Below are 22,940 nucleotides of genomic sequence, written 5' to 3'. Positions count from 1 at the left end.
AAGCACGGGGCAGAACGGCAAGTCCAACCTGAAAGGTGCGCTTAGCACTGCGAGATGTGCTAAGCGACAGAACCGCAGGTCAGAGGGTTGTCCTAGGCGAGATGGACGTGCTAAATAGCACTCGCTGGGCCGTCAGAAGATGGCGGCGCAAGGTCGTTGACCATGGCGAGGGCGGCTCGACCGAGATCGAAGTATTGGCCGTTCTCAGCGTAGGCGTACGACAGGTAGAGGTCGTAGGCGTCCGGCCGAGTGAGGCCTACGCGTTCGATGAAGCGGGGTTCGTCGAGGGCGGCTATCGTGACGAATCCGAGATAGCCCAGATCTCCTGCCGATGCGGTCGCAAGGCAATCTTCGAGGGACTCTTTAGCCCAGTCGCGAACTTCTTCGTCGGGGTCGCCCATGAGACGACTCCAAAGGGTCACGCCTGCTTCAGGGTTGGCGCGGCTGAAGCTGCTGATCTGAGGTACCGCAAACCGCCTGTCTCCAGCCAGAGGACTTTCAACGAACGCTGAGAGGACACCGACAGCTCGTTCTTGATCAGTAGTAGACAGGTCATGGACGTATACGACTACATCGTCGTAGCACATATAGGGAGACATATCGCCCAGGTCGATCTCGCGTCGGTATTCCTTTTCGAGCAAACGTGCAGCTGCGACGATTTCACCTGGCGACAACAGTCCAAGACGTTTCTCGGCTTGCTCAAACATGCGTCGGCGAGTTATGTCGTCCGGCGACAGAGGTCGGACTGGCTCGAAGAACTCAAAACTCATACATACGTTCTCAGTTAACTCGCTAAGTATGCCACAAAATGATCTACAAGACAATAGCTTGATGCGAGAGCGATCTATCTAACGTTCGCTACACTGCCTGCACGAGAGGGGGCGGCGTGCCGAACATCGTGATCACCGAGGACTCTGATTGGCGCAAGCGCTTCCGCGCGCTCCATCAGAAGGAGGGGGCATGGCGGGAGGGCTTCTACACGATCCTCGGATCGGAGCTGTGTCAACTCTGGGAGATCACCGAGTCGATGACCCCGGAAGAAGTCTGTAAGCAGTTCTCTACTGCGCTTGATTTACTCTTGCCAAGCTGTCCGTATCCAGCAAAGAGCAATACGTACCCCGATCCTGAAGAAGCTGTGCAGCGTAGCTTGCGTGTCACCTACAACACAGCGAACGTGCCAAAACTGCGAGACTATGATTTACCGGAGCGCCGTCATTGGCTGGAACATGACGTTCCAGAAGCGTTCCGAATCACGGAGTCTTCTAGCGAGGGTTGGCTTCGCACTGCACAGAAGACTTTTCTCCCGCTCATCGAGAAGGAGCTCATCGCCAAGGGCATCATCCTGAAAACCTCCGGAGTCGAGCCGTCCGATGAGCCCCAAGTCGGCGTAGAGGTTGAGCAGGCTGTCGGCACGCCCAAAGTGGCTGAGTCGACCGCTGCGGACGAGACTATTTCGACTATTGCAGTTGCCGATCCAGCTACCGACGACGCAACGGAGAGCAAGGCCAAACCAGGCCGCCGTCACCGGAAGCTTGTACTCGCTCCGGCGGCTGTCGCGATCGGCCTCGCGGTGTATGCAGCTCTGCCGGATACATCGCCGTCAACACGCGGCCAATCAACTCCGAGCTTTGGTGCGACTACGGTCGCCGATCCGAACGGAAATCCGGTCGGCTCGATGCTCGGTTTGACTGTCACAGGGGTCGGGTCTCTTGATTCAACGAGCTTCGTGTTTCCAGCCTCAGACACTTCCCAAGCTCATGGCGTCGTGTCACAGATCAACGCGTTTGGTTACCCGAACATCGCTCAGGAGCTATCGGCCGGCGCCTACAACTATGGGAACACGCTGATTAGCCTCAAGATTGATGACAACGTTCCAAGTCCGGTCGCCATCTATAATATTCGTGTGGTGAGCCGGCAAGTCGTGCCAACGCCGAGCGGTCTTTTCGTAGTTGAACCAGCATCGGAGCCAAGCACAGACCAAGCAGCCTTTGACCTCGACGCGACGACTCCCAAGCCGCAGTACTATGCGTCAGGAGCCTTCCAAGGTGACTTCTTTGACCGAGCGTTTGGTGTCGATCCGCAAGATGGCCACACTCTCAATATCTTTCTAAAGGCTAGCAAGGCGTCCTACACCTACCAGCTGGCAATTGACTATGAGGTTGTCGGAAGACGCTATACACAGATGATCCCGGGCTCCTTTCAAACTGCGGCATCGCTGTGCGATCGTGCGAACGGCTCGCCTTATACTGATATCTACCAGTGGGGAACTGATTCCAACCCACAGGGGTTCACGTCCGTGTCGGCAACGAGTGTCTGTTCCTAGGGTATGGACGCTTGATCTGGCGTTGAAATGTAGAGCGCGTTTGTTGCTACGTTAGTTCGCGATAATGAGCCCTGCTCCAAATAGAGCGGACCGCCGATGGGTTCATTGTACGTAGTGAAATCAGCGTGCTGACTTAGCACGAGCCGCCCGCCGCCCGCTAGTGTTCGTACCATGGCCAAGGGTCCAGCGTCAGTTTTTGTCCAGTGTTTTCCGTCGAAACGCCACAGACTGGACGGTGTCGTAATCTTGCGGTCGCCGCCATTGCAAATCCACGACTCAACGGTGGCGTAGAGGTATCCTTTGTCGTCCCACCACAGGTCGTGGATTTCGAGCCCGCCGTTTCTGCCAGGCTCATAGTTCGGCGGATACGCGTCCACTAGCTCGACCTGAGTTTCGACTCCGTTGGTCGGGTCGAGCATGTGAATGAAACCAGCACGTTGGCACGCTCCGCCGTGCACTGAGTCCCCCATGGCGATGGTGGCATCGCCAATAGCCGAATGACCGGTCGCCGCGATGGGCGCAACTTCACTCTCGCTACCGGCCGCCGCCAGCTCACGAACGGCGCCGTGCGCAGTGACGAGATAGAACGATTCTGAATTGCTAGTCGCTGCTGATTGAGCCACGTTGGTTATGGCGAGTACCGCCTGGCCTTTCGCCCCAATGATAAAATGGTCGTCACTAACGGCTTTCGGGATAGCTATTCTAGTTTCTTGAGACGGTTTTCCAGAACGAAGCGTGACGCTCCATATCTGTTGGTAGTCTGCCTGGTACGCCAACACCTCATCGCCACCGTCGCCCACAATTGTGGTGCAATCCGGGCACGGCAGTCGAGCTACCGCGCCACTTTCGGTGTCGATTGACACAAGGGTCTGATCTAACAGGGGTTTACCAATAGCATAGATAGTAAGGAAGACCACGTAACGGCCGTCAAGTGTCCAGCGTGTTGCTTGAAACTGGTATCCCGTGAGCCGTTCCGGAACTGACGCAACTGTCCTCGTGCCCTGCATCACGACTACCGCCGAAGGCGTGGTGTAGGAGTAAAACGACCCGCCGGCCGTGAACTTGGCATCTGAGATTGTCTTCGACGATGTCCCGCCGAAGAGCCACATGCCTCCGACAATCAGGGCTACCGCGCACGCCGCAGCGCCGATGATCACCGTCCGTTTCTTCACGGTGGCAGTCTGTCGGATAGGGGGCTACGCAGGATACCGTTCGGGGATTTACGATCAGTGAGTACGTAGCCACGATCCGTCGAGCGGAGATGACTATCCGTCTACGGACTCGTAGCCCCTGCAGTCCCAGCTTTCTGTTCCAAGCCCTTGAACTGCTCCAGCGTTGCCGCAGGCGCGCATCCGTCGTCTCCCCTGGCGAACACCCCCGCGTCGGCGAAGATCTCCGTCTGCACGCTGTGCACGTTGTCGAGGTTGCAGGCCAGCACCTGGGAGCCGTAGCCGAACTCAATGTCGGCATCTGGCTGGAGCATGTCCCTCCATCCGACGTGCATCGACGGGTTGAACGTCATCCACTTCAAGATCCTGGGATCGCCGGCCGGATAGGTCGGCGTCTTCGCCCCGTCGCCAAGCATCCACACGTCGATCGGCAGGCTCTGGCCTGGAGTCAGCGAGATGGGGAGCTGCGCATCGGGGTCGGGGTACAAGCACTGTCCGCCACTCGCCATCTGGATGGCCAAGGGAATCAACACCGGCCTGCCGAACTTCAGCGTGAAGTTCTCCGGGAGACTGCCCGTTAGCTTGGCAGAGACTCGCACGTGGGTCACTAGCGCTCTGGACGGATCACTTTCCAACCGGCAACTCTGCGCCATGGGATCGGCCAAGGCCAGATCCGTCAAGGGATCGACGGCAAACGTCACCTCCACCTGGTCGCCGGTGGAAAAGGCGAAGCCGACCGCTGCGACGATGTTCTGCGAGCTGACGGCACTCGGTGTCGACGAAGTCCTTTCGATGCCGCTGGTTGTCACTGCCAACCCGTCCGGCGTCGTCGTGCTGAACCTGCCGACGCCGTTCGGTGCGTGCGTTCCGGAGCCACCGCAGCCGGCAGTCAGGACGAGCGAGGCCAGCGCGATACTGACGACAGCAAGGGTTCTGGTACGGCACACGGGAAACCTCCGGGGTCTGGTGGTAAGCACAAGACTGCTTCGCTGTAGGTCATCGCTCGGTTGGGATCAGATTCGAAAATGCGTTTCCCCGTGGTTGTGCGCACTCGCAGTGGCCATACGGCCACTGCGAGATGGAGTGAATCGACCATATCCGATTTTGGGATATCCATGCACATGGCAGTCCGCTTGCCTGGTGGACAAGTCGATCTACTCAGCCGAGCATCTTCGGCTGTGCGCAGTTTTGCGGGAACTGCGTCACGAAGCTGACTTGACGCAGGTGCAGGTGGCTGCCGCCTTGGGTGTTCCACAGTCGTTCGTCAGCAAGTACGAATCCGGAGACCGACGGCTCGACCTCATTGAGCTGCACCATGTTGCCAAGGCGCTGGGAACAACGGTGCAGACCATCTTGGAACGAGTGGGGTTGTAGGGCGGCATCCGAGCTGCGAATGGTCGACAACGCTGAGGGCTGGTTCCTGCTGACCGCGCTCGACGTCGCCCTCGTAGAACTCCGCCGCTACGTCGTCCTTGGGATACGGGATCTCAGCCCAGACAGTGCGACCAGTGCTGCCCCCGATCACGCCCCAGGCGCGGGACAGCGCCATGACCACCGGCAACCCCCGGCCGGCTTCGTCGTCATCTGCTGGCTCCCACGTCGGGTTGGTACGGCCGCCCTGGTCGGTGAGGCGGACATGCCAGGCGTCTGAGAACGCCGCCACTTGGAGCGCCAAGCTCCCACCAAGGTCTCCACTGGCGCTGTGCCGGATGGCGTTGGCCGCCAATTCCGAAGCGACCAACACAACGTCGTCGGCACCATCGACGTCGCCGATGACCCAGCGAATGAGCTCCCGGACATCTGCAACCTGTTCCGGCAGTCCCTTGAACGATCTCGTCCAGTAGCTATGGCACATGTCAGGCCTCAGCTTCAGGCTGGGGCTCGTCCAGGGACTTGAGCAGCTGGACAAGTGGTGAGTCACCACACAATCCAGCCTCAAACCAAGCCCACTGTGAGCGCAACAAGCGCATGGTCTCCGGGCTGGGCCAGTGTGCATGAGGGTCCCACGTGCCGCGCCGTTCGCCCCTGAACGGAGGCAGCGGCAACAGTTCTCGCTCCGTACCTGCTGACATCGCTCCGGAGTTGGCGAACGGACTGGGCGGCTTGGGTGGTACGAAGATGCGGGCGTTAGGGGCGGGCATGTCTGGCTCCTTAGTAGACGGGGCACGCTGCCGCCGTGCCTGTGCCACCACCTTTGCCCAGGTCAGAAGCACTCTCCATGTCGGAACGACATAGTCGGTATACGCGTTATGTATGACCGGTTGTGCTGAGTCGTGGTAGCCCGCCAGTCTGGTAGCGGAAGGTGGCGGCACGCCGCCAGCCGGAACCCGGCAACCCATGTATGCAAGGGGCTTTAGAAGGCCATGCCGACCCCACCGAACCCGCGCAGCTGCGCCCGCTGTCGGAGCCGCCTGGCGTCCGACAACGCCGACCGCTTCTGTGCGGCCTGCCGGAAGCAGGCTGCTGACGACCTCGTCCGGCCGCCGGACGTTCCGCGTTCGTTTTGGCACGACGAGCAGATGCGCGGCGCCTTGGACAGCTGGCACATGGGGCGGGTGTTCACGGCATACCGCGCCCATCCTTACCACGGCCGGGTGTTGTCCCAGGAACTTGTCGCTGGCTGGCTCAATCTGACCCAAGCCCAGCTCAGTCGCATCGAGAGCGGCCGGGCACCGGAAGAACTGAGCAAGCTGACGTACTGGTCGACGGTGCTCCGTATCCCCTCGGTTCTGTTGTGGTTCAAGGTACGGGGTGAGCGGACACCGCAGACGACGACCAGAGAGCATCCAGCGCCGATTCGGCTGGCGCCACTCCACAAAGCCGCTGAAAACTCGGCGACCGCCCGCACCATGGGCTTGCTTGCTAGCTTGACCGCAAACCGTGTGCCAGCCACGACGGCCGCGGTGCCGTTGAAGGCCGTGGGGGCCTTCGACGGTTTGTCCCTCGCCGAAAGCGCCTCGCAGTTGCTCGGGCTGTTCCTCCAACTCGACGACCAGCTCGGCGGTGATGTGCTGTATGCACCCTTGTCGCAATACGTGGCACGTATGGCCGTGGCAGTCGAAGTAGATCCCAGTGACGGCCTCTTGGCGTTCGGGCAGCTCAGCCAGATGGCCGGCTGGTTGGCCGTGGACGGCAACCGGCATGGCGAAGCCCGGCGTTTCCTGACCACCGCCGTCTACGTCGGGCACGAAGCCGACGATCCTGGCCTGGCGGCCAGTGCCACGGCCTACATGAGTCTGCACGCCATGTACCGCGGTGAACCCGGAACGGCGTTGGCGCTGGCGAAGACCGCCCGCGCCACTGATGAGTCAGCACTGACGCCACTGACCAGAACAATGCTCGCCACTCGTGAAGCCCGCGCCCACGCCGGCCTGGGCAACGAGCGGGAGTGCTTGCGTGCACTCGACGACACGCGCAGCTCGTACGACGGCAACGGTCAGGTCGAAGAACCGCTGTGGCTCTCCTACGTCGACAAGGTCGAAGTGGCTGCCCAGGAAGGGGCGTGCTACCTCGGGCTTGGACGGCCGCGAGAGGCCGAAGCCGCACTGACCAACGCGCTTTCTCTGCTGGACGAGCATGCACCACACCGCGTGCGTGACCGCGTCCATTACCTGTCTCGTCTGGCGAAGACGCATCTGCTGGTGTCAGATGTCGAGCAGGCCTGCGCCGTCGCTACCGAAGCGTTACAGCTCAGCGAAGCTATTGGGTCAGCTCGCGTAGCCGAACGGCTGAGTGAGTTCCGTGAAGCTCTTGCGCCGTTCGCTGACACGCGGGCAGGTCGGGAGTTTGCGGAGCGACTCAAGCAGACGAGGCGATAGCGGTCTCTCTGTCGAGGTCGTCGTCGGGTAGCCGCGCATGACGGCAGTTTTCCGACTTGTTCAATCGCTTTGTGGCTGGCCAGCGCCTTCATCGTGGCTGCGGATGGCATCCAGGATCTCGTCGTAGGGACGAGCGATGTGTTCTGCGAGACTCTGGACGTCAGCCTCGCTCATCGTGGCAAACATCATGGCAACCGCTCCAACACCTCCTCCTTCTCGGAGCCGCTCTTGAAGCGCTTGTGACTCAGCCAGGCTGTTTGTGAAGCGCGTGTCTGGCGCACTCACTTCACCCGTTTCGACGATCCAGTTGCCGCCCCGTTCCGCGACTACGGCTTCCTGCTGTCTGGTTTCGTTGTTTGCTGGCGCTGCGCGGCGAGATCGACGGGATCCATTGCGACGCCTTGGTTGTTCAGAATGCATAGCTGCTGTACTCACTTAACTCACCCCCATTTTAATCTAGCCCATAGAGATCTGCAATAGAGTCAAATTTAGCGACTGCCTTCATATACCGCCTTGTCCTGATGGCCGTAATGCAGGTCAGGTATATAGCGAGTGTCGTACTCGCGACTGCAAGTACGAGCCAGTACGGGCTGACCTTGTTGAGATGGAGATGGCCGCCGAAGAACGTGAAGGTCCAACGGGCGGTCATGTGTTGATTCGCGCGAAGTAAGAACAAAACTGCGCTGGAAAACGAAATGACACCAGTCAGGGTCAACCCGAACCGTGCAGTGAGCGAGGTGCGCAGCAGACTCTCACTGTCGGTGGTATAGCCCAAGAACGAAGCGGCAAACGCCGGCGAAGCAAGTAGCAGCGCTGGGATATCTGAACTTGCTTGAGTGCCACTTGAAGCTGTGAGGAACGTGAATACGACCGCAAGTGCTGCACTCGCCCAGGACACGAGCGCAGCGCCACCGAGTGCCCCTGGAGGAGTTTCGGCGAACCTGACAACTGTGGCAAGGCTTTCGGGTGGAGCGCTGCGGAAGTCGCGCATGTACAGGTGTCCGTATGGAAGCCCTCGGTTGTGCCGTAGGCGGATGTACGGACGGGGGTGCAGCGTTTCGAAGTCGTCTTGTTTGATTGCCTTGTTGTCAGACGTTGGACGCGTCAGATAGTGGTTCGCAACATACTGCCCACCAGTGCCACGCATCCGAAAGTGGTAGCTGGTCGCGTAATACGGCAACCAGAGCGGCACAGTAAAACGGTATGGCCGCAGCCCTGAAAGCAGGCGAAGTTTGTCTCGAAGCTGCTCGTACTGGGCGTAGCACGGAAGGTTCTTCGTATATTCGATGATGGCTCTATCATCGGTCGCCTCTGGAACTGCTGCCGCGATTACGTAGTGGCTGGCCAAGAACCGTACGAGTTTAAGCAGCGTCTCGCGGGCTACCTCATCCCTCACAGCATGCCGTCCCAGGACAGTATCTACGCTGTCCATCAAACCTCGTGCGACGTGTTCGGCATCAAAGACGATTCTGAGAAGAAGCGCGAGAACGTTCTGTTGAAACGCGGATGAGTCCGCTACAACGCCGATCTCCTTGGGATCAATATACGCTTTCCAGAACAGATTTGTTACGACGATCGCCGTCATTGCGCGAGTCTCGTGCTGAGATAGCGTTGCCAAATTCGCACCATCGGCTCCGCGGACTTCAAGATTATCTAGTAGCGCTCCCTTCTGCATCCTCATAAACGGCACGATGCAGGGGCCAAGGTTTCGTCGACCAACTGAGCCAGAGGCCTGCCGTAGATCGAAAGTAACGCGAACATTTAATTCAAGCGCGCTTTCCTGGACGCTGGCGTCTTCCACGGCGCGAGCGATACAAAGCTCTGGGTGAGTCAAGATCGACGTAAAGATCTCGATTACGTCATCGTCATGACGCTGTTTCAGCTGCGCTGTCTTTCTGAGTATGTCGATGGGATCTTCTGCTGCCGTGACTGGCGGCCCTGGAGAGTTGTCCGGGTTCGAGTCACGATGGATCTTGGCCGCTAGCATGCTGGCCGAGGCTGCGTCGATGACAAACAATCCGAGCGCGCTCCACCTGTAGGCAGCTGTGTGCCTTAGGCCGAGAAACCGCTGCCCATCCACGCAGACGTAGGCGATGAGCAGTACAGCAATGATCGTCATGATCGCGAGAAGCAGGCGCTTGACGCGCAACGACATGGTCCCCCCAGGAGCGCCTAGATCGCGCCAGGCTTTTGTGTCTGGCTGACTACTGTGCGCATGCGGGGACGGTAGTCTTCGTTCGGAACTATTGCAAGGCCATAGCGTAAACGCTCGACCGACATGCGCTGTAGCTGCGACAACGGGGCGAGCTCGTGTCCAAAATCCGGTACGCCAGTGAGGGCTGACGTTCATGTCAATGACCCTCCAAAGTCTTTAAGCGTGATTGGTCCAGAGTCACACCTGCGTTCGCTGGAAGACAATACCTTGTGATAACTAAGATCACGACCACTGGGCCGTATCTGCCTGCCGCGGTGATCCTTTTTTGCTGCGGCCGACAGTCACTCCTCGCTATTAGAACGAGCGTGAAGCCTTGTGCGGTTCACGTTTGCCCTCATTCGAGTGAGTTGATCAACGTAACAGGTTGATATGCGCGTGGCATGGAATGCCGCGTGAGAGGGCAATCGATCTATTGCCGATCATCAATGTGGGTTATCGCGCGAAGCCGGTAGCTACCCCTTTCGGCCGTACCCGCGTAGTTGCTACGGACGGCCCAGCACCTCGCAGATCCCTACGAGATCTGGCACCACTACATCTGCGTCGGCCGCTGCAAGCTCCTCGACGCTGCTTGACCCGGTGGCGACGCCGACTGCCAGCGCACGGTTGTCCAGAGCACCCCGAACGTCGTGCGGGGTGTCCCCGATCACGACGGCGTGCTCAGCCTTGAAGCCGCGGTTGTACTTGGCTTCCGTGCGCTGGATGGCTAGCCGCACCAACTCCGCCCGGTCGGAGCCGTCGTCACCGTAGCCTCCGATCTCGAAGTCGATGTGCTCCTGGAGGTCGAAGGCTTCGAGCTTGGTCTTGGCGATGCTCCGGATATTGCCCGTCACGACTGCCTGCGTGTAGCCCTCGGCCGCGAAGCCGGCGATGGCCTCTCGCGCGCCTGGCAGTGCTTGGCCATGCTCACGCATAGCTGGCTCCAGGGAATGGGCGGCCATCTCAAGCGCTTCGTAGAAAGCCTCGAACGAGGTGCCCGGGTCGACGCCGTTGAGTTCTAGCGTCTCCCTGATGATGGCTTCCTCAGTCCGGCCGGTCATGTCGGCCAGGTGCTCCATCTGTCGACCGACGACCTGCTCAAAGGCTTGGGCGTAGATGTCGCGGCTGACACCGCTGATGCTCACAAGCGTGTGGTCGATGTCCCAGAGGATGAGCAGGGAGGATTGCTTCGCCATATGGGGATGGTGGCATGGACGGCCGAGCCAATGCGCTGTACTGAGCCGATGCGGCCTTCCCGGTTGCGGAGACCGAGAGCGTGGCCGCACCGGAAGGTGCTCGTCGCCGCGGAGCCCGAGTTGGCAGTGATCAGTCTGTTTATGGCATTCGCTGCCCCCGGTTTCCTCGTATGGTCTGATCACCCGCGCTCTAGCCATTGAGGGGCGCGTGTATATTCGATAGCTTAGATAGAGGTGGAACCCACGTGCGGCAAAACCCGTCAAATGGTGCGCCGCCCAGCACCACGATGATGGGAACGCTAGGCTTGCGTTCCGGTGCTGAGGCAGGTCAAAAGGAATGAGGGGGGATACGTCGGTGGGCGCAGCAGGCGACCAGCCCTCTCGGCCAAAAACCCGCAGGAAGCCTTGGATGCCACAGGATGTAGTTGACAAGCCAGGATTATTGAGTGACCGGCGGTTCTTTGACCAAAGCGTCGTGAGCCCGCTTCGATATCCAGGGGCGAAGCGGCGGCTGACTCCGGTCATCCAGGGGCTAATCCGCGCCAACGTGCCACCGCCGAGGCTGTTTGTTGAGCCGTTCTGCGGCGGAGCATCTACTGCTCTGAAGGTGGCCGGCGAAGAGTTTGTGGATCACATCATCTTGGCGGATGCGGATCCCCTTGTCGCTGCGTTCTGGTACACGGCGGCTTTCGACACTGCGTGGCTCATCGCCGCTATGTGGGAGGAGCCGGTAACACTCGACCGCTGGGACTGGTGGCGGCTAGGCACTCCACGAGGCCGCCGTGACCGAGCTTTGAAGTGCCTGTTTCTCAACCGCACGACGTTCTCAGGGATCCTGCACGGGCGGGCTGGCCCGATCGGCGGACGTGCCCAGGAGTCGAAATACAAGATTGACTGCCGCTTCGGCAAGGAAGGCCTGGAGCGACGGCTCCGTGCCGTCGGCGACCTCGCAACGACCGGGCGACTCTTAGATGTTTGGAATACTGACTGGCGTCTCACCCTGACCCGGCTGTTTCGCGAGTATGGTCACCTCGATCCCGATGAGATCGCGGTCTACCTAGATCCACCGTATGTAGCGAAGGCGCCGTTTCTGTACGAGTGGTCGTTCGAGTCAGACGAGCACGCATCACTGGCGCAAGCGCTGTGCCGGTCGGGTCGGTTCCGCTGGCTACTGTCCTACGACGACAATCCCACGATTCGTGACCTGTACCAAGGCGTGTCAGGGGTGACCCGCCTGTCTGTGCCGCACCTGTACACCGCGGCTGGTTCATCGAATCGGGCAGTCCGAGACGAGCTGCTTGTTACGAATTATCCCGACCTCCCGGCTTCGGAACGGTACCGAGCTGTCGATTGACCTACTCCATGTGGGCGGGTGCTGCTACCAATAGTTAGGTATCGCAGTACTCGAATAGATCGGAGCAGGGGTGTCAATGGCCTCGTTCCAGGGAATGGCCGCGCAAGCTGTCGTGGAGGCGAACCCTCTCACCGGCCTCCTTAAGGGAGCTCGGCGACTCGGCGGCATCTATCACCTCGACTACGAGCGAGCCGTCATCATCACCGATGATCTCTTGAAGCGAGACGCTGGCGGCGTGCCGCGTCACGGCTTCCTCTTGGCGGCGGCGACCGCTCCGAATCGTGAGCACGATGAGCCGCTTGATGAGGACGAGATCATCCTCCTCCGTGTTCGCGGTGTTGCGCAGCTCCCCAACCAGTCCGAAGTGGTGGCCACCCGAATGGCCGCGATGCGCGACGCGGACCTCCGCGACCGAAAGCCTTCAGAGATCCTGGATACCCTCACGGAGGGTCAGATCCAGATGTCGGCCTTTGAGTGCGACGTATTGGGCACGTTTTACCCCGAGTCCGTAGCTGGCCAAGCGTTCATCCAATACGGCGCCGACATCGACAACGTCTACGCCGGTGCCCGCTACTTCGTCTACACGCCGTCGGCTGAGACTCTGAAGTTCCTCGCCTCGTATCCGCAGCGGACGAAGGACGAGATAGAGCGCCAAATTGCTCCGGCGCTGATTGAGCTTGGGCATGTGCGGTTCGCTGCTACACGCAGACGGGCTGTGGCCGCGGGGTTGGCGGCCGTGCCAGTCAACGTGCGCGTGACGGACTTCATCGCGCGCAAGACCGCCGTCCTGGGCATGACCCGCGCGGGTAAGTCGAACACCAACAAGACGATCTGCACCGCTATCTTCGAGTACTCGCAGACGACGAAGCGGCCGATCGGTCAGCTGATCTTCGACCCGCAGGGCGAATACGCCTCGGTGAACCAGCAGGACAAGACTGGCCTCCGGCTACTCGGTGAGGACTGGGTGCGGATCTATAAGTTGCGTGCCAACCCGGATGACCAGCAGGAACGCTCGCTGACGATCAACTTCTATGACCAGTCGCACCTGCCAGCGGTACGCGGTCTCATTGAGGAGTGCATCGGGGATCTCGAAGCAGGGTATGTGCACGCGTTCAAGGCCGCCGAAATCGAAAACCCTGACGCGGAAGACTACCCGGGTGGGGATAAGGACAGCGCCTACCTCGGCGCAAGTAACCGGGCCCGATGCGGACGCTTCGCTTTGTACGCGCTCCTAGCCAAGGCTGGCTTCAAGGTACCGAGCGGCTGGAGCGGCATTCGATTTCAGATGGCTGGCGTGGTCGCTGACGCCATCTTGAAGGACTACGGCTCGTCAACGCTGATTAAGGAAAGCGGTTACGTGACAGTCAAGACCATGGACGGGCTCAAGAGCACCATGGATTGGCTGTGCCGTCACATCCAGGCAGCCGAGAAAGCCACCGACCGGAAACCGTACTCCGGCCCTGACATCACCAAGTGGCGGGAGTGCGTGCCATTCATGGCCATACGTGCGGCCTATGACGGTAGCGGGGGTGGGACGGCCATTCTCAACCGGTTGAAGGGCAGTACTGATTTTCACGACCCGAAGGCCGATGCCAACCTACTCCCGCAGGTCGCGAGCGACCTGGAGCGCGGCATGCTTGTCATCGTTGACTTGTCGTATGGATCGGAACGGGTCGCGACGATGCTGTCCGAACGGCTAGTCCGTGGCCTCCTGGACTTGGCGAACAAGCGGTTCCGAAGTAACCAGGACCCAATGCGGATGCAGATCGTCGTCGAAGAAGCCCACCGACTGTTCGACCGGGAGAGGGCCAACAAGAACGAAACGGACCCGTGGGTGCGCCTGGCCAAGGAGTCTGCGAAGTACGAGATCGGAGTCATCTACGCGACGCAAGAGGTCTCCTCGGTCGACCGCCGGATCCTGTCGAACACTCACAATTGGGTCATTGCCCACCTGAACTCTGACCAGGAGACTCGCGAGCTCGCGCACTACTACGATTTTGCCGTGTTTGCCGACGAGATCCGGCGGTCTGAGGAACCAGGCTTCGCCCGCATGAAGACGTTCTCCGGCAAGTACATCGTGCCGATCCAGATCGCCAAGTTCGACCACGACATGATCAATGGCGCGCGCAAGGCCTCGGGGCAGGCAGAGATCACGGTTCCTGGACAGGTCCGCTGATGCCATACCCCAACGAGCGGGCATCCCGTCTCGGGCATCTGCCTACTGCCGAAAGCCCGCTCATCGTCGAAGCGCTGTCCCGCTGGGAGACGCCGATACTCGGCGCTGAGGATTCGGCGGCGATCGCCGATCGATGCGTCGCCTTGAACGACCTCAAGTCTGACCGGCAACAGGGACCGTCATTCGTCATCTCCTTCGACGGCTCGGACCAAGAGGTCGAAGCCCGCCGCCAGTATCCATCGGTCCGCGTGGGTTACATACAGATAGCTGGCGTGCTGGTCCGCGTCGACGAGTTCCTCAACGCGCGAGTCGACGGCCTGGTGGATGCCCGGAAGGTGCAGCGCGCCCAGACCCGCCAGACTATCCAGACCGTCTTGCCCAGCTCTCAGGTCACCCGGCCACAGATGTCGGGCGTAGAGTCGTGGCGCGTCGAGCTGTACGAGACCTTCAAGCGGCAGGCCATCGCAGACTTCGGCAGCCCTTACTCCCTAGTCGATGCCCTGCTGCGGCTGCACGGTAGACCGGGAGAACCGGAAGCCGACGTCCGTCCCGAGCTCGGCCGCTGCCCTGACTGCCAAGCTTCCGGTCAGAAAGTCGGCACAGATCCGACTACTTGTTCCGAGTGTGGCTGCGCCCTCTATCCGACCGATCTGCTGCGGACGCACGAGGAGTATGCGGACGAGGGCTCGAACGTGAACATCCTTACCCGAGTCATGAACGTCGCCGAACGGCTACTCGCTCTGTCCTACATCGACAACTTCGCACGCTACGCACCGACCGCTCTCGGAGCCGGACTGTTCATTACCGACGGGCCACTCGCCTTCTTCGGCCCAACCGCGCCCCTGAAGAGGCGCATGGTCGAATACTGGGGCCGGCTGTGCCACTGGCTCGCCCAGCAGGGCCACGCTGTGCCGCTGTTGGTAGGCATCGAGAAGAGCGGAGTCTTCGTCGACCACGCCATGGCCATCGCGAGCCAGATCCCACCCCAGCACGTCATGACCCTGAGCAATGCGTACATCAGCGAGAAGATCCGCCGGCGCCCTAGCGCTGGTACCTACGGCAAAGACGAGTTCTACGGCCGGCGCTTCTTTTACAAGACCAGCACCGACCAGATGCTCGTGGTAACTGTGCCACGCGTGCCCGCGGGGCAGCCCTACGAACAAGGGCCAGAAGGCGCGAACCCCTGCGAAGCGATAGACAGCTATCCCACGCTGCGCGCCACCCTTGAGGCGCTCGATCGGTTCCAGACACGCTTGTACCCCAACGCCGTCATTCCGCTTGCACTGGCACACTCAGCTGCCTCGCTGCCGCTTGGCACCGGCCGGGATGTACTCACCCTCCTTGCGCAGCGTGGACTCCAGCTCGACCGTGACAGCATCGGGTTCGGGCGGACGCCGGTGTATTAAGGAGGGGCAGAAGCAGCGACTCAATCAACCCGTTCGCCCTTGCCATAGCCGCGCTCACGGTACAAGTGCTTGAGGAACTCGTATTCGGTCGGCGTGGGGGATCTGCTGAGCCATCCGTCCTGCTTGACCCGTTGGTGCATGGTGTGAGCCATATGGTCGTCAGGCGTGCCATCGCTGGTTACGACCTCAAGGACTACTCTCGCAGTTGGCTCGTCGGGCTGCTCTACGAGCCTGACCCCCCAGGTATCGATCATCCCCAGCTCGATATAGCCGTGCCAGTTCCGGCGCCGCATGGCAGCTCGTTCCTGCTTCCAACCTCGGAGCTGGGCGTTCGTCCACACGAACGCTGCAGTCACTGCCGACAGGCCCGTGGCCATAGTCGCGACGTCGCTGCCGTCGGTAAGCCAGCTCATGACGAAGCCTCGCCTTCCTCGGAACTGTTGGTCGGCTTAGGGTCATCCTTTTCAGTGCAACTGTCTGGAGTGGGAGCGCCCCAGGGCGACCACCGCCGCCACCACTCCGCCGGGGTGGTGGCCTACAGGTGGTCGTACGTCGGCCGTGCGTGCTCAGTGGCCAAGAGGGTTTTGCGCACCTGAGATCGTTTGGTGAGCTTGTGCTGGTCGCAGAGCGTGAGCAGTTCGACAAGCGCCGAGCGGATGCTCCACTCCAACCGGTTCACTTCATCGGTGGTGAACTCCGGAACCTCTTCGCCATGCACGGCGTTCGACCGAACCTCATCGTAGAACTCGTACAGGCGGTTCGGACTGGGGAAGCCGTCGTTCACCACCTGTCCAAGCAGCGTCCGGAAGTACATGAGCATCGGTGCCTTGAGTCCAGCCGACTTGTCGCCGAGCATCGACTCGAGCGCCGAAAAGAGGAAGGCGACCTTGTGGATCGGATCAATAGCGAGGCGTGCTGAGTTGATCCAGCCCAGGGCCAACTTGGCTTGGCGACCGATCTCTGTTCGGTCGTCGTAGCGGATCGGCAGCAAGGCGAAGTTGGCGAACAATTCGGCTGGCTGCTTCGGGAGCTCCAAAGGAATGGGGGCGTCACGGTAGCGGTGGAAGCCGCGCCCCATACCTTCTATCGCGTACCACTGTCCGAGTTTGAACCGCAGCTGTCCCTCATTGAGCTGTTCCACGTTGGCCATACTGATACGGAGTACCCGGAGGGCGTGCTCGACGTGCTCGCGTCCGCGGGCGACCATGCGCTCCATGTCGGTACCGGACACCTCGACGCCAGCCAGTGAACCGCAGTGTGCATCGAGCCGGAAGCGCTGTCCTTCGTCGGTGTCCTCGGCGGGCAGTGGTTGGAACGTCACCTCGAAGACTTCGAACGGAACGGTGACAGTGAGGTACTCGACACTGAAGCGCACGGTTGCCACGCGCAAGTCCTGATGATGCTGCTGGATGAAGCCGGCCACGTGGTCCTTGCTTCGCTCGATGGCCGCATGGCACACGAAGTCCCAGACTGCGGCGTCAGCACCGTCCTTCAGATGCTCGTAGTGGAGGTCCGAGAGCAGAGCGGCGACGACATTACGGATCCGGCGTGAGATATCTGTGCCGACATGCAGTGCATCGTGGTCTCCGACACGGAGATCGTCGGGGAGCTTCTGTGTGCGTCCGAACGGGATATCCGTATCGGCCGGTTCGGAGCGAACCGCGAGTTGCAGCTTCTTCAGAAGCGTTCGAACGTCCATCTTGACAGCCTATGAGGTAGGTGATCTGCGTTACACGGTCATGGAGATGCCAGGCGGCGGAGGCGGAACGACATACCCATCGTTGGGGTGAGGCTCAGCCCCGTCTTTCCTCTCACCCCAAGCCGTGACTACTCGTTCGGCAGCGCCAACAGGTTGTCCGTCCACTTGCCATCGGCGCGGGTGCGCAGGTACTTCGCACCGAACTGCGGGGTCACAACACCCACGCTGACACGATTGCCATAGCTATCCTGCACGTACGCCGCGACAGTCTTGGCCTCGATCCATCCTACGAACTCGGCCGTGGAGTTGTCGCCGACCCGGTTTGCCGCGTCCGTCCACCAGAGCCGGACGATGTGCTCGTGGCCGGAGCCGCCAGCGAGGCGCTTGTGAGTCATGCGAACGGTATTCATGATCATTCTCCGAATCTGGGCAAATTTGCCCCTAGACTGCGGTGGCGTAGCTCAACGAGCTGCCTTACCGTTGTGTTGAGCGATCTTACCTCAGTGGTATGTCCGCATGTCTAGTTCGGAGACCCAAATGAGTTCCACCGCGGTAGAGGTGGGCCAGCGGATTCGTGCGGCTCGGACAAGGCGTGGCTGGTCACAGGCCGAGCTTGCGGCCAGGCTCGCAGGGCAACCGACCCCCACGGCCATTTCGTATTGGGAGTCCGGACGGCGCAGCGTTGGCCTTGACGACCTGATCGAGCTTGCCCGGGTTCTCGGTCTTGGCATCTCGGAGCTGCTTCCCGATCCTCGCGAGCAGCGGCCTGTCGGGGCGCTACTCCGGGCGGTTGCCGAACAAGTCGACGCACAGCAACTCGCAGAGCAGCTCGAGGCCTTCGCAAAGGATGCCGAGCAGCGCCCGCGGCCAAGTCTTCTGTGGGAGGTTGCGCCCGCATCACCCCGTGACACGGCCGAGGCCCTCTTAATTGCTGCTGGCGTCAAGCAGCCTCCAGTTCGTATTGAAGAACTGGTTGCGGGCTGTGGAATTTTGATTCATCCGTGGGACTTTGAAGACGTTGACGGCCTGATGGTTAACCTCGAATCAGGTCCGGTTGTCTGGGTCAATAAGACACAGGCGCAGACTCGTCAGCGATTTACGCTTGCCCATGAGCTAGGTCACAAGCTCCTACAGCACTTCGATCGATTCCATCTGGAATTTGGTAACGAACTATCACAGCACGCTACTGGAAGCCATCCAGAATTTGACTGGCGAGCCGAACGGGCAGCAAATGACTTCGCCGCGAACCTCCTGATGCCCGCTGTGATGGTCCGAGAAGCCTTCGCTCAGAACGAAGACGCACAGACGTTGGCCGCGCTGTTTAAAGTCAGCCCTGCGGCGATGGGTTTCCGGCTTGTCAATTTGCGGCTAACGGAGCCAGCGTTCTGAGCTGTCAACTCGCGGTTTCGCCCGACGACGTCGCTTTACGTTGCTTGCCGACGGGGCGGTTCGGGTCGGGTCCGTCCGGCTTCGGTGCAGTCTCCGTCACGGCACGCTGGCCAACAAGGCTGGCGATACTTGCACGTCGTTGGTCCAGCCGTTGCTGTTCGGCCTCGATCTCTGCAAGTGCCTGTGCGCCAAGAGTTTCGTCTGCGAGCTTGGCTTCCATCCAGAGGGTCAGGGCTTCGACACCAACTTCGTTGACGCTCTGACCAGTGAGGCCCTGTATGGCTTCTACGTCTTGTCGCATGGGTACGGGGATGCGAGGCGCAAAGACTGTTGTCTTCTGTGCTTCTTCGCCCGCCGCCTGTTGCTCTGCTGCTGGTTGTTCGCCCATTCCGACCCTCCTCTTGTTAGTGACTGTCTTATTAAAGAGGAATTGGGCAGTTGGATCAAGCTTTTCAGGCGAAGCGAGCGGAAATAGCCAGCACGCCATCCTAATAGTATGCTGGGAAATTACCGCCAAATAGGAGATCCCAGTTGTCGAATGCGACTTTCATTTTGCCGTCCTTCGCCGCGTCAAACGCCTTCTTTGCACGCGTAACTGCAGTATCAAGCTTTGAGAGGGCAACCTGCTTAGTCGCGTCGGATGAGCATGGCCGGATCGAGCCTGTTGTGCCAGTCGGATCGTTCATCGCTGCCAGGCTCGTAGTCTGGAGGCTGCTCAAGAGGAAGTAGATATCCATCCAGTAGTAGATGGAACTCTGCGTGCGCGTATACGCCGCAGCCCGCATCTCCAAATAGAACGAGGAGATCGGCACATTCTGGTAGTACTTCCATGCTTTAAGGAGTCGTGCCAGAGCCTTCGCGTTGCCTTGGCTCGGCTTCGCGTTTGACCCGTTCACGTAGGCAAGATGTGCTTGCGGCGTCGACTCCATCCAGTCTGACGTGACACCAGGGATGCTGTACTTCGTGAAACCATTAGTCGTGCCCACCGCATACGCCGGGATGACTTCGACGCGCTCATATCCGTTGCCGAAGTTCAGCACGACAGCCGGCGTCCGCACGGTGATTGACGTGCTCGGGAAGCGCTCCAAAAGGGCATACCGAACGGCCGAGAGTGAGCTCGAACCCAGAGAAGGCTTCGACGATTTGAGCGATGCGAATAGGTCGGTGTCGCTACGGCCACTGACGCCTGTGCCATTGCTGAACGAGCCGCTCTCGAACATCCGGTACAGGCCGAACTTGCTGGAGAGCTTCGCCTCGATGCCTGCCCGGTGCGTCGAAGCCTTCGAGCGCTCGGCGTCGCTTGGGGTGAGCCAGCGCAGACACGTGTTGAACCCCTCGGTGGCGTCGCTTGCCATGTTCACGTCTCCTTGTCGGTGCTGTAGCTCTGTCCACCGTCGCCGATGTTCTTTTTGGAACGCAGGTAGGCGAGTCGACCCGGTGGGTCGGCGGTCTTGTTTAGTTCGTCGCGGGTGTTCGTCAGGTTGCGGAGTGCCTCGCGGGCATCTTCGCGGCTCATTCCTTCAAGGTCGATCGTGAGGAACTGCCGGGCTTCCGTCTGGAGCTGGAGGTACGCGTTGGCCGACGCCTGAGCTTGCGTCATGCGGCGGGACGCGTTGACCGTCGTCAGCGTTGCGCCGAGCGCTGCGGCCAGCAGACCCAGGACACCTGGAACAGCTCCCACGTGCCCGGCGAGACTTGTTCCGCCGGAAATCGCGGCCAGCACTGCCGCCGGTACGCCGAGCACCAGGTTCATGAGCCGCCACAGTTTGGCCTGTTCAAACTGACCTTGGGAGCTCCACAGCGCGCTTTCGTGGATACGGTCTGCTTCAGCGGCGAGCGGTTGAAGCGACTCGGGCAGGTTCTTAGGGGTCAGGGACACGAACTACCTCACTTGACCGACGCGTACGCGCCGCTTCCTTTGGTGTGAGGCTCCGTACTCAACGTGCGGGGCCGCTGAATATGAACGCCCCTTGTGATCGAGGAAAGTACCTGGCCACAGGGATCGCCCGGCGTAGACGCTGACGTCGTCGGCATGATCGGACTGGCGGCGTTTCCGCTCCGCTGAGCTGAGGACGAGACGCTAGCACTCGCGGAGTTCGAGTGCTAGTTGATCCTCGAAGTGGCCTGATTCAGCCTTGGGGATGCCCAGGGTTAGCGAGATTCCCAGCTGGCCCGGCCGCCCCGACGGATCACGACACCGCCTTCAACGAGCCGCTTTCTGATCGTCTTCTTGGCGACGCCGAACTCCCTGGCGATCTGAACGAGCGTCCGCCCCTCCGCGTACAGTTCGATCGCTCGTGTCAGGCCATTAGGACCCATCGACCGGTCAGAGGCGTCGATCCCTCGGTTCCTGAGGTGCCTCCACACGGTAGATCGGTGGATGCCCGAGCGTGCTGCGATCTCCGCGACCCCCACCCCTTGCTCCCAAGCATGGACGAGTTCGTCCGTGTCACTGTTCGCCAACTGACGAAGGGTGCGGCACTGCGAGCGTGCACGTGGCTCTGCGGGTTCAGGACTGTCTGCCCAGGTAGCGGCCATTTCCAAGAGTCGTTGAACGGGCTTCGACCGGTGTGAAAGGGCCTCGGTCACCCCGACATGACGTCGAAGGCCCGGTGACCATATGGTCCCGGGCCTTCGACGTGAGTCTTCGCGTTCGCTATCACCAGTCACGCGGCCGTGAAACGTCCCGGGCGCGCATCGCCTTCGCCGGTCCCAGACGGTTCGCCGAGGGGGAGCCGCCGTCGTAGAGGGAGCGCTCGCCGCGGTTGTCCGCCTTGTCTCCGCGGCCGCGGGACTTCTGCTGGCCGGGCGTGGGTCCGGCGGCTCGATCGCGGGCGTTCGGTGCTTCGGGGGGTCTGGCGGGCTTCGCTTCGGTGAGGCGGGACTGGGTGTGGGGTTGGGCTTGGGCGTGTGCTTGGGCCTGTGCCTGGGGGGTCGGCTGAGTCTGGTGGCCCTGCGGCGCCTGCTGGCCTTGGTGCTGTTGTCCTTGCGCCTGGGGTTGTGCCTGTGCCTGCGCCTGCCCTTGCGGTCCTTGCGGTCCTTGCGGTCCTTGCGGTCCTTGTGACCCCTGCGATCCCTGCGATCCCTGCGGGCGCTGTGCCGGCGGCTGCGGGACGGCCCGTCGTGCCTCTCCCATGCCCGGAGGCGTCCGCGGCGGGGCGGGCTTGGGCCGTGCCGTGGGCACGATCCTCGTCTCCGGCTGCGGGCGTCGGCTGTGGCGCGGGTTCGCGCCGAGGTCTCCGGGCTTGGGGCCGCCCTTGCGGCCGAGGCTCTCAATGGTCATCAGGCTGCCGCCTTCGTCGTGATCCGGTGTCGGTGGGGACGGGTAGTGTCCTTAGGTATGCCCGAAGGTCACGTGATTCACCGTCTTGCCGGCAAACTCGACTCGGTCTTCACCCCCGAACTCACCTCGGAATCGCCGTTGTCCGAGGTCAGCAGCCCGCAGGGGCGTTTTGAAGCCAGTGCGCGCCTTGTGGCAGATCTTCCATATGCCGGTTCGGAGGCGCACGGGAAGCATTTGTTCATCGGATTCGGTCCCGATCGTTGGATCCATGTGCACCTCGGTTTGTACGGCAAGTTCCATGTGACCGAGGAACCGCCCGGTCCGGTGGTCGGTCAGGTGCGGCTGCGGATGGTGGGCAAATCGGGGCATGCCGACCTGCGCGGCGCCTCGGCGTGCGACCTGTACGGTCCCGAGGAGCGCGGCGCCCTGGTGCGCCGTCTGGGCCCGGATCCGCTGCGCGCCGACGCCGACCCGGACCTCGCATGGCGCAAGATCTCGAACAGTTCCCTGACCGTCGCCGAGCTGCTGATGGAGCAGCCGGTGCTGTCGGGCGTGGGCAACGTCTACCGCGCCGAAGTGCTGTACCGGGCCGGTCTCGACCCGTACCTCAAGGGCCGCGACCTCGCCCGCGAGCAATGGGACGGCATCTGGACCGACCTGGTCGAGCTGATGGCCGAGGGTGCGCGCATCGGCCGCATCGACACGGTCTGGCCGCAGCACACGCCGGAGGCGATGGGCCGTCCGCCGCGCAAGGACGACCACGGCGGCGAGGTGTACGTCTACCGCCGCAACGGCCAGCCGTGCCTGGTGTGCGGCACGCCGGTGGCGACGGCCGGAGTCCGCGACCGGAACCTCTTCTGGTGCCCGACCTGCCAAAAGAGCGCCGCCTGAGCCCCACAAAGTATGTTCGAACCCTGCGGTCCACTGCGGACCGTG

Annotated in this window: 23 protein-coding genes; 8 read left to right on the top strand and 15 right to left on the bottom strand. The window is 61.2% G+C overall.

What is annotated here, in order from left to right; genetic code table 11:
- Positions 1-110: 110 nt before the first annotated feature.
- Positions 111-770, bottom strand: coding sequence for a hypothetical protein (locus CACI_RS50590; RefSeq protein ID WP_143765528.1), 660 nt, complete (start codon positions 768-770; stop codon positions 111-113).
- A 116-nt stretch (positions 771-886) separates the two neighbouring features.
- On the opposite strand from CACI_RS50590, the gene CACI_RS50585 reads away from it, so the two are divergent.
- The gene (locus CACI_RS50585) at positions 887-2,323 is read left to right on the top strand and encodes an aldehyde dehydrogenase family protein (RefSeq protein ID WP_015795881.1); all 1,437 of its coding nucleotides are present in this window, start codon (positions 887-889) and stop codon (positions 2,321-2,323) included.
- On the opposite strand, the gene CACI_RS50580 is transcribed toward CACI_RS50585, so the two are convergent.
- A complete protein-coding gene (locus CACI_RS50580; protein ID WP_143765527.1) occupies positions 2,320-3,495 on the bottom strand; it encodes a hypothetical protein in 1,176 nt (391 codons plus the stop codon). The two genes, CACI_RS50585 and CACI_RS50580, sit on opposite strands and share 4 nt — an antisense overlap.
- A 101-nt stretch (positions 3,496-3,596) precedes the next feature.
- Entirely contained in the window at positions 3,597-4,439 is an 843-nt protein-coding gene (locus tag CACI_RS36215; RefSeq protein WP_015795879.1) for a hypothetical protein, read from the bottom strand.
- Between the two features lie 193 nt (positions 4,440-4,632).
- On the opposite strand from CACI_RS36215, the gene CACI_RS48590 reads away from it, so the two are divergent.
- Complete coding sequence (locus CACI_RS48590; protein ID WP_015795878.1) at positions 4,633-4,866, top strand: helix-turn-helix domain-containing protein; 234 nt, start codon at positions 4,633-4,635, stop codon at positions 4,864-4,866.
- Here CACI_RS48590 and CACI_RS54520 read toward each other — a convergent pair.
- Positions 4,793-5,347, bottom strand: a complete 555-nt coding sequence (locus CACI_RS54520) for an ATP-binding protein (protein ID WP_190276676.1) — start codon at positions 5,345-5,347, stop codon at positions 4,793-4,795. The genes CACI_RS48590 and CACI_RS54520 overlap by 74 nt on opposite strands.
- Positions 5,348-5,855: 508 nt before the next feature.
- Here CACI_RS54520 and CACI_RS36205 point away from each other — a divergent pair.
- Positions 5,856-7,310 carry a DNA-binding protein gene (locus CACI_RS36205; protein WP_041540679.1) on the top strand — a complete coding sequence of 485 codons (1,455 nt, stop codon included), beginning with the start codon at positions 5,856-5,858 and terminating at the stop codon, positions 7,308-7,310.
- Between the two features lie 60 nt (positions 7,311-7,370).
- Here the strand turns inward: CACI_RS36205 and CACI_RS50575 are convergent, their stop codons facing one another.
- The 3 genes from CACI_RS50575 to CACI_RS36200 all read right to left on the bottom strand — a co-directional run bounded on the left by CACI_RS50575 (position 7,371) and on the right by CACI_RS36200 (position 10,697).
- On the bottom strand, positions 7,371-7,745 hold the full coding sequence (locus CACI_RS50575) for a hypothetical protein (protein WP_143765526.1): 375 nt from the start codon (positions 7,743-7,745) through the stop codon (positions 7,371-7,373).
- A 16-nt stretch (positions 7,746-7,761) separates the two neighbouring features.
- Positions 7,762-9,465, bottom strand: coding sequence for a hypothetical protein (locus CACI_RS50570; RefSeq protein WP_143765525.1), 1,704 nt, complete (start codon positions 9,463-9,465; stop codon positions 7,762-7,764).
- Positions 9,466-10,007: 542 nt separating this feature from the next.
- Positions 10,008-10,697: an HAD family hydrolase gene (locus CACI_RS36200; RefSeq protein WP_015795873.1), complete on the bottom strand. Its 690-nt coding sequence runs from the start codon at positions 10,695-10,697 to the stop codon at positions 10,008-10,010.
- A 409-nt stretch (positions 10,698-11,106) separates the two neighbouring features.
- Here CACI_RS36200 and CACI_RS36195 point away from each other — a divergent pair, with 409 nt between their 5' ends.
- The 3 genes from CACI_RS36195 (at position 11,107) to CACI_RS36185 (ending at position 15,633) form a co-directional block, all read left to right on the top strand.
- A complete protein-coding gene (locus tag CACI_RS36195; protein WP_015795872.1) occupies positions 11,107-12,051 on the top strand; it encodes a DNA adenine methylase in 945 nt (314 codons plus the stop codon).
- A gap of 76 nt (positions 12,052-12,127) precedes the next feature.
- Positions 12,128-14,227: a helicase HerA domain-containing protein gene (locus tag CACI_RS36190; RefSeq protein ID WP_015795871.1), complete on the top strand. Its 2,100-nt coding sequence runs from the start codon at positions 12,128-12,130 to the stop codon at positions 14,225-14,227.
- Positions 14,227-15,633 carry a hypothetical protein gene (locus CACI_RS36185; protein WP_015795870.1) on the top strand — a complete coding sequence of 469 codons (1,407 nt, stop codon included), beginning with the start codon at positions 14,227-14,229 and terminating at the stop codon, positions 15,631-15,633. Before CACI_RS36190 ends, CACI_RS36185 begins: the two co-directional genes overlap by 1 nt.
- A gap of 20 nt (positions 15,634-15,653) precedes the next feature.
- Here the strand turns inward: CACI_RS36185 and CACI_RS36180 are convergent, their stop codons facing one another.
- The 3 genes from CACI_RS36180 to CACI_RS36170 all read right to left on the bottom strand — a co-directional run bounded on the left by CACI_RS36180 (position 15,654) and on the right by CACI_RS36170 (position 17,742).
- Positions 15,654-16,046, bottom strand: a complete 393-nt coding sequence (locus CACI_RS36180) for a hypothetical protein (RefSeq protein ID WP_015795869.1) — start codon at positions 16,044-16,046, stop codon at positions 15,654-15,656.
- 122 nt (positions 16,047-16,168) lie between these two features.
- Positions 16,169-17,332 carry a hypothetical protein gene (locus CACI_RS36175; protein ID WP_015795868.1) on the bottom strand — a complete coding sequence of 388 codons (1,164 nt, stop codon included), beginning with the start codon at positions 17,330-17,332 and terminating at the stop codon, positions 16,169-16,171.
- A 128-nt stretch (positions 17,333-17,460) separates the two neighbouring features.
- Entirely contained in the window at positions 17,461-17,742 is a 282-nt protein-coding gene (locus CACI_RS36170; RefSeq protein WP_015795867.1) for a DUF3892 domain-containing protein, read from the bottom strand.
- A 127-nt stretch (positions 17,743-17,869) separates the two neighbouring features.
- On the opposite strand from CACI_RS36170, the gene CACI_RS48580 reads away from it, so the two are divergent.
- Entirely contained in the window at positions 17,870-18,721 is an 852-nt protein-coding gene (locus CACI_RS48580; RefSeq protein ID WP_015795866.1) for a helix-turn-helix domain-containing protein, read from the top strand.
- Between the two features lie 4 nt (positions 18,722-18,725).
- On the opposite strand, the gene CACI_RS50565 is transcribed toward CACI_RS48580, so the two are convergent.
- The 5 genes from CACI_RS50565 to CACI_RS50555 all read right to left on the bottom strand — a co-directional run bounded on the left by CACI_RS50565 (position 18,726) and on the right by CACI_RS50555 (position 22,004).
- Positions 18,726-19,109, bottom strand: coding sequence for a hypothetical protein (locus CACI_RS50565; RefSeq protein ID WP_143765523.1), 384 nt, complete (start codon positions 19,107-19,109; stop codon positions 18,726-18,728).
- Between the two features lie 100 nt (positions 19,110-19,209).
- Positions 19,210-20,076, bottom strand: a complete 867-nt coding sequence (locus CACI_RS36160; RefSeq protein ID WP_015795865.1) for a nucleotidyltransferase domain-containing protein — start codon at positions 20,074-20,076, stop codon at positions 19,210-19,212.
- Positions 20,077-20,078: 2 nt separating this feature from the next.
- Positions 20,079-20,600, bottom strand: coding sequence for an SLATT domain-containing protein (locus tag CACI_RS36155; RefSeq protein WP_015795864.1), 522 nt, complete (start codon positions 20,598-20,600; stop codon positions 20,079-20,081).
- Positions 20,601-20,872: 272 nt separating this feature from the next.
- Complete coding sequence (locus CACI_RS54515; RefSeq protein WP_223297688.1) at positions 20,873-21,040, bottom strand: helix-turn-helix domain-containing protein; 168 nt, start codon at positions 21,038-21,040, stop codon at positions 20,873-20,875.
- A gap of 340 nt (positions 21,041-21,380) precedes the next feature.
- Complete coding sequence (locus tag CACI_RS50555) at positions 21,381-22,004, bottom strand: hypothetical protein (protein WP_143765521.1); 624 nt, start codon at positions 22,002-22,004, stop codon at positions 21,381-21,383.
- Between the two features lie 57 nt (positions 22,005-22,061).
- Between CACI_RS50555 and CACI_RS36150 the strand changes: the two genes are divergently transcribed.
- Positions 22,062-22,895 (top strand): Fpg/Nei family DNA glycosylase, encoded by an 834-nt coding sequence (locus CACI_RS36150; RefSeq protein WP_015795861.1) that lies wholly within the window; start codon positions 22,062-22,064, stop codon positions 22,893-22,895.
- Positions 22,896-22,940: the final 45 nt, after the last annotated feature.

Source organism: Catenulispora acidiphila DSM 44928 (assembly GCF_000024025.1).
GTDB classification, from domain to species: Bacteria; Actinomycetota; Actinomycetes; order Streptomycetales; family Catenulisporaceae; genus Catenulispora; species Catenulispora acidiphila.
Note: the sequence above shows the minus strand (reverse complement) of the source record. Positions and strands in the feature narration are given on the sequence as shown.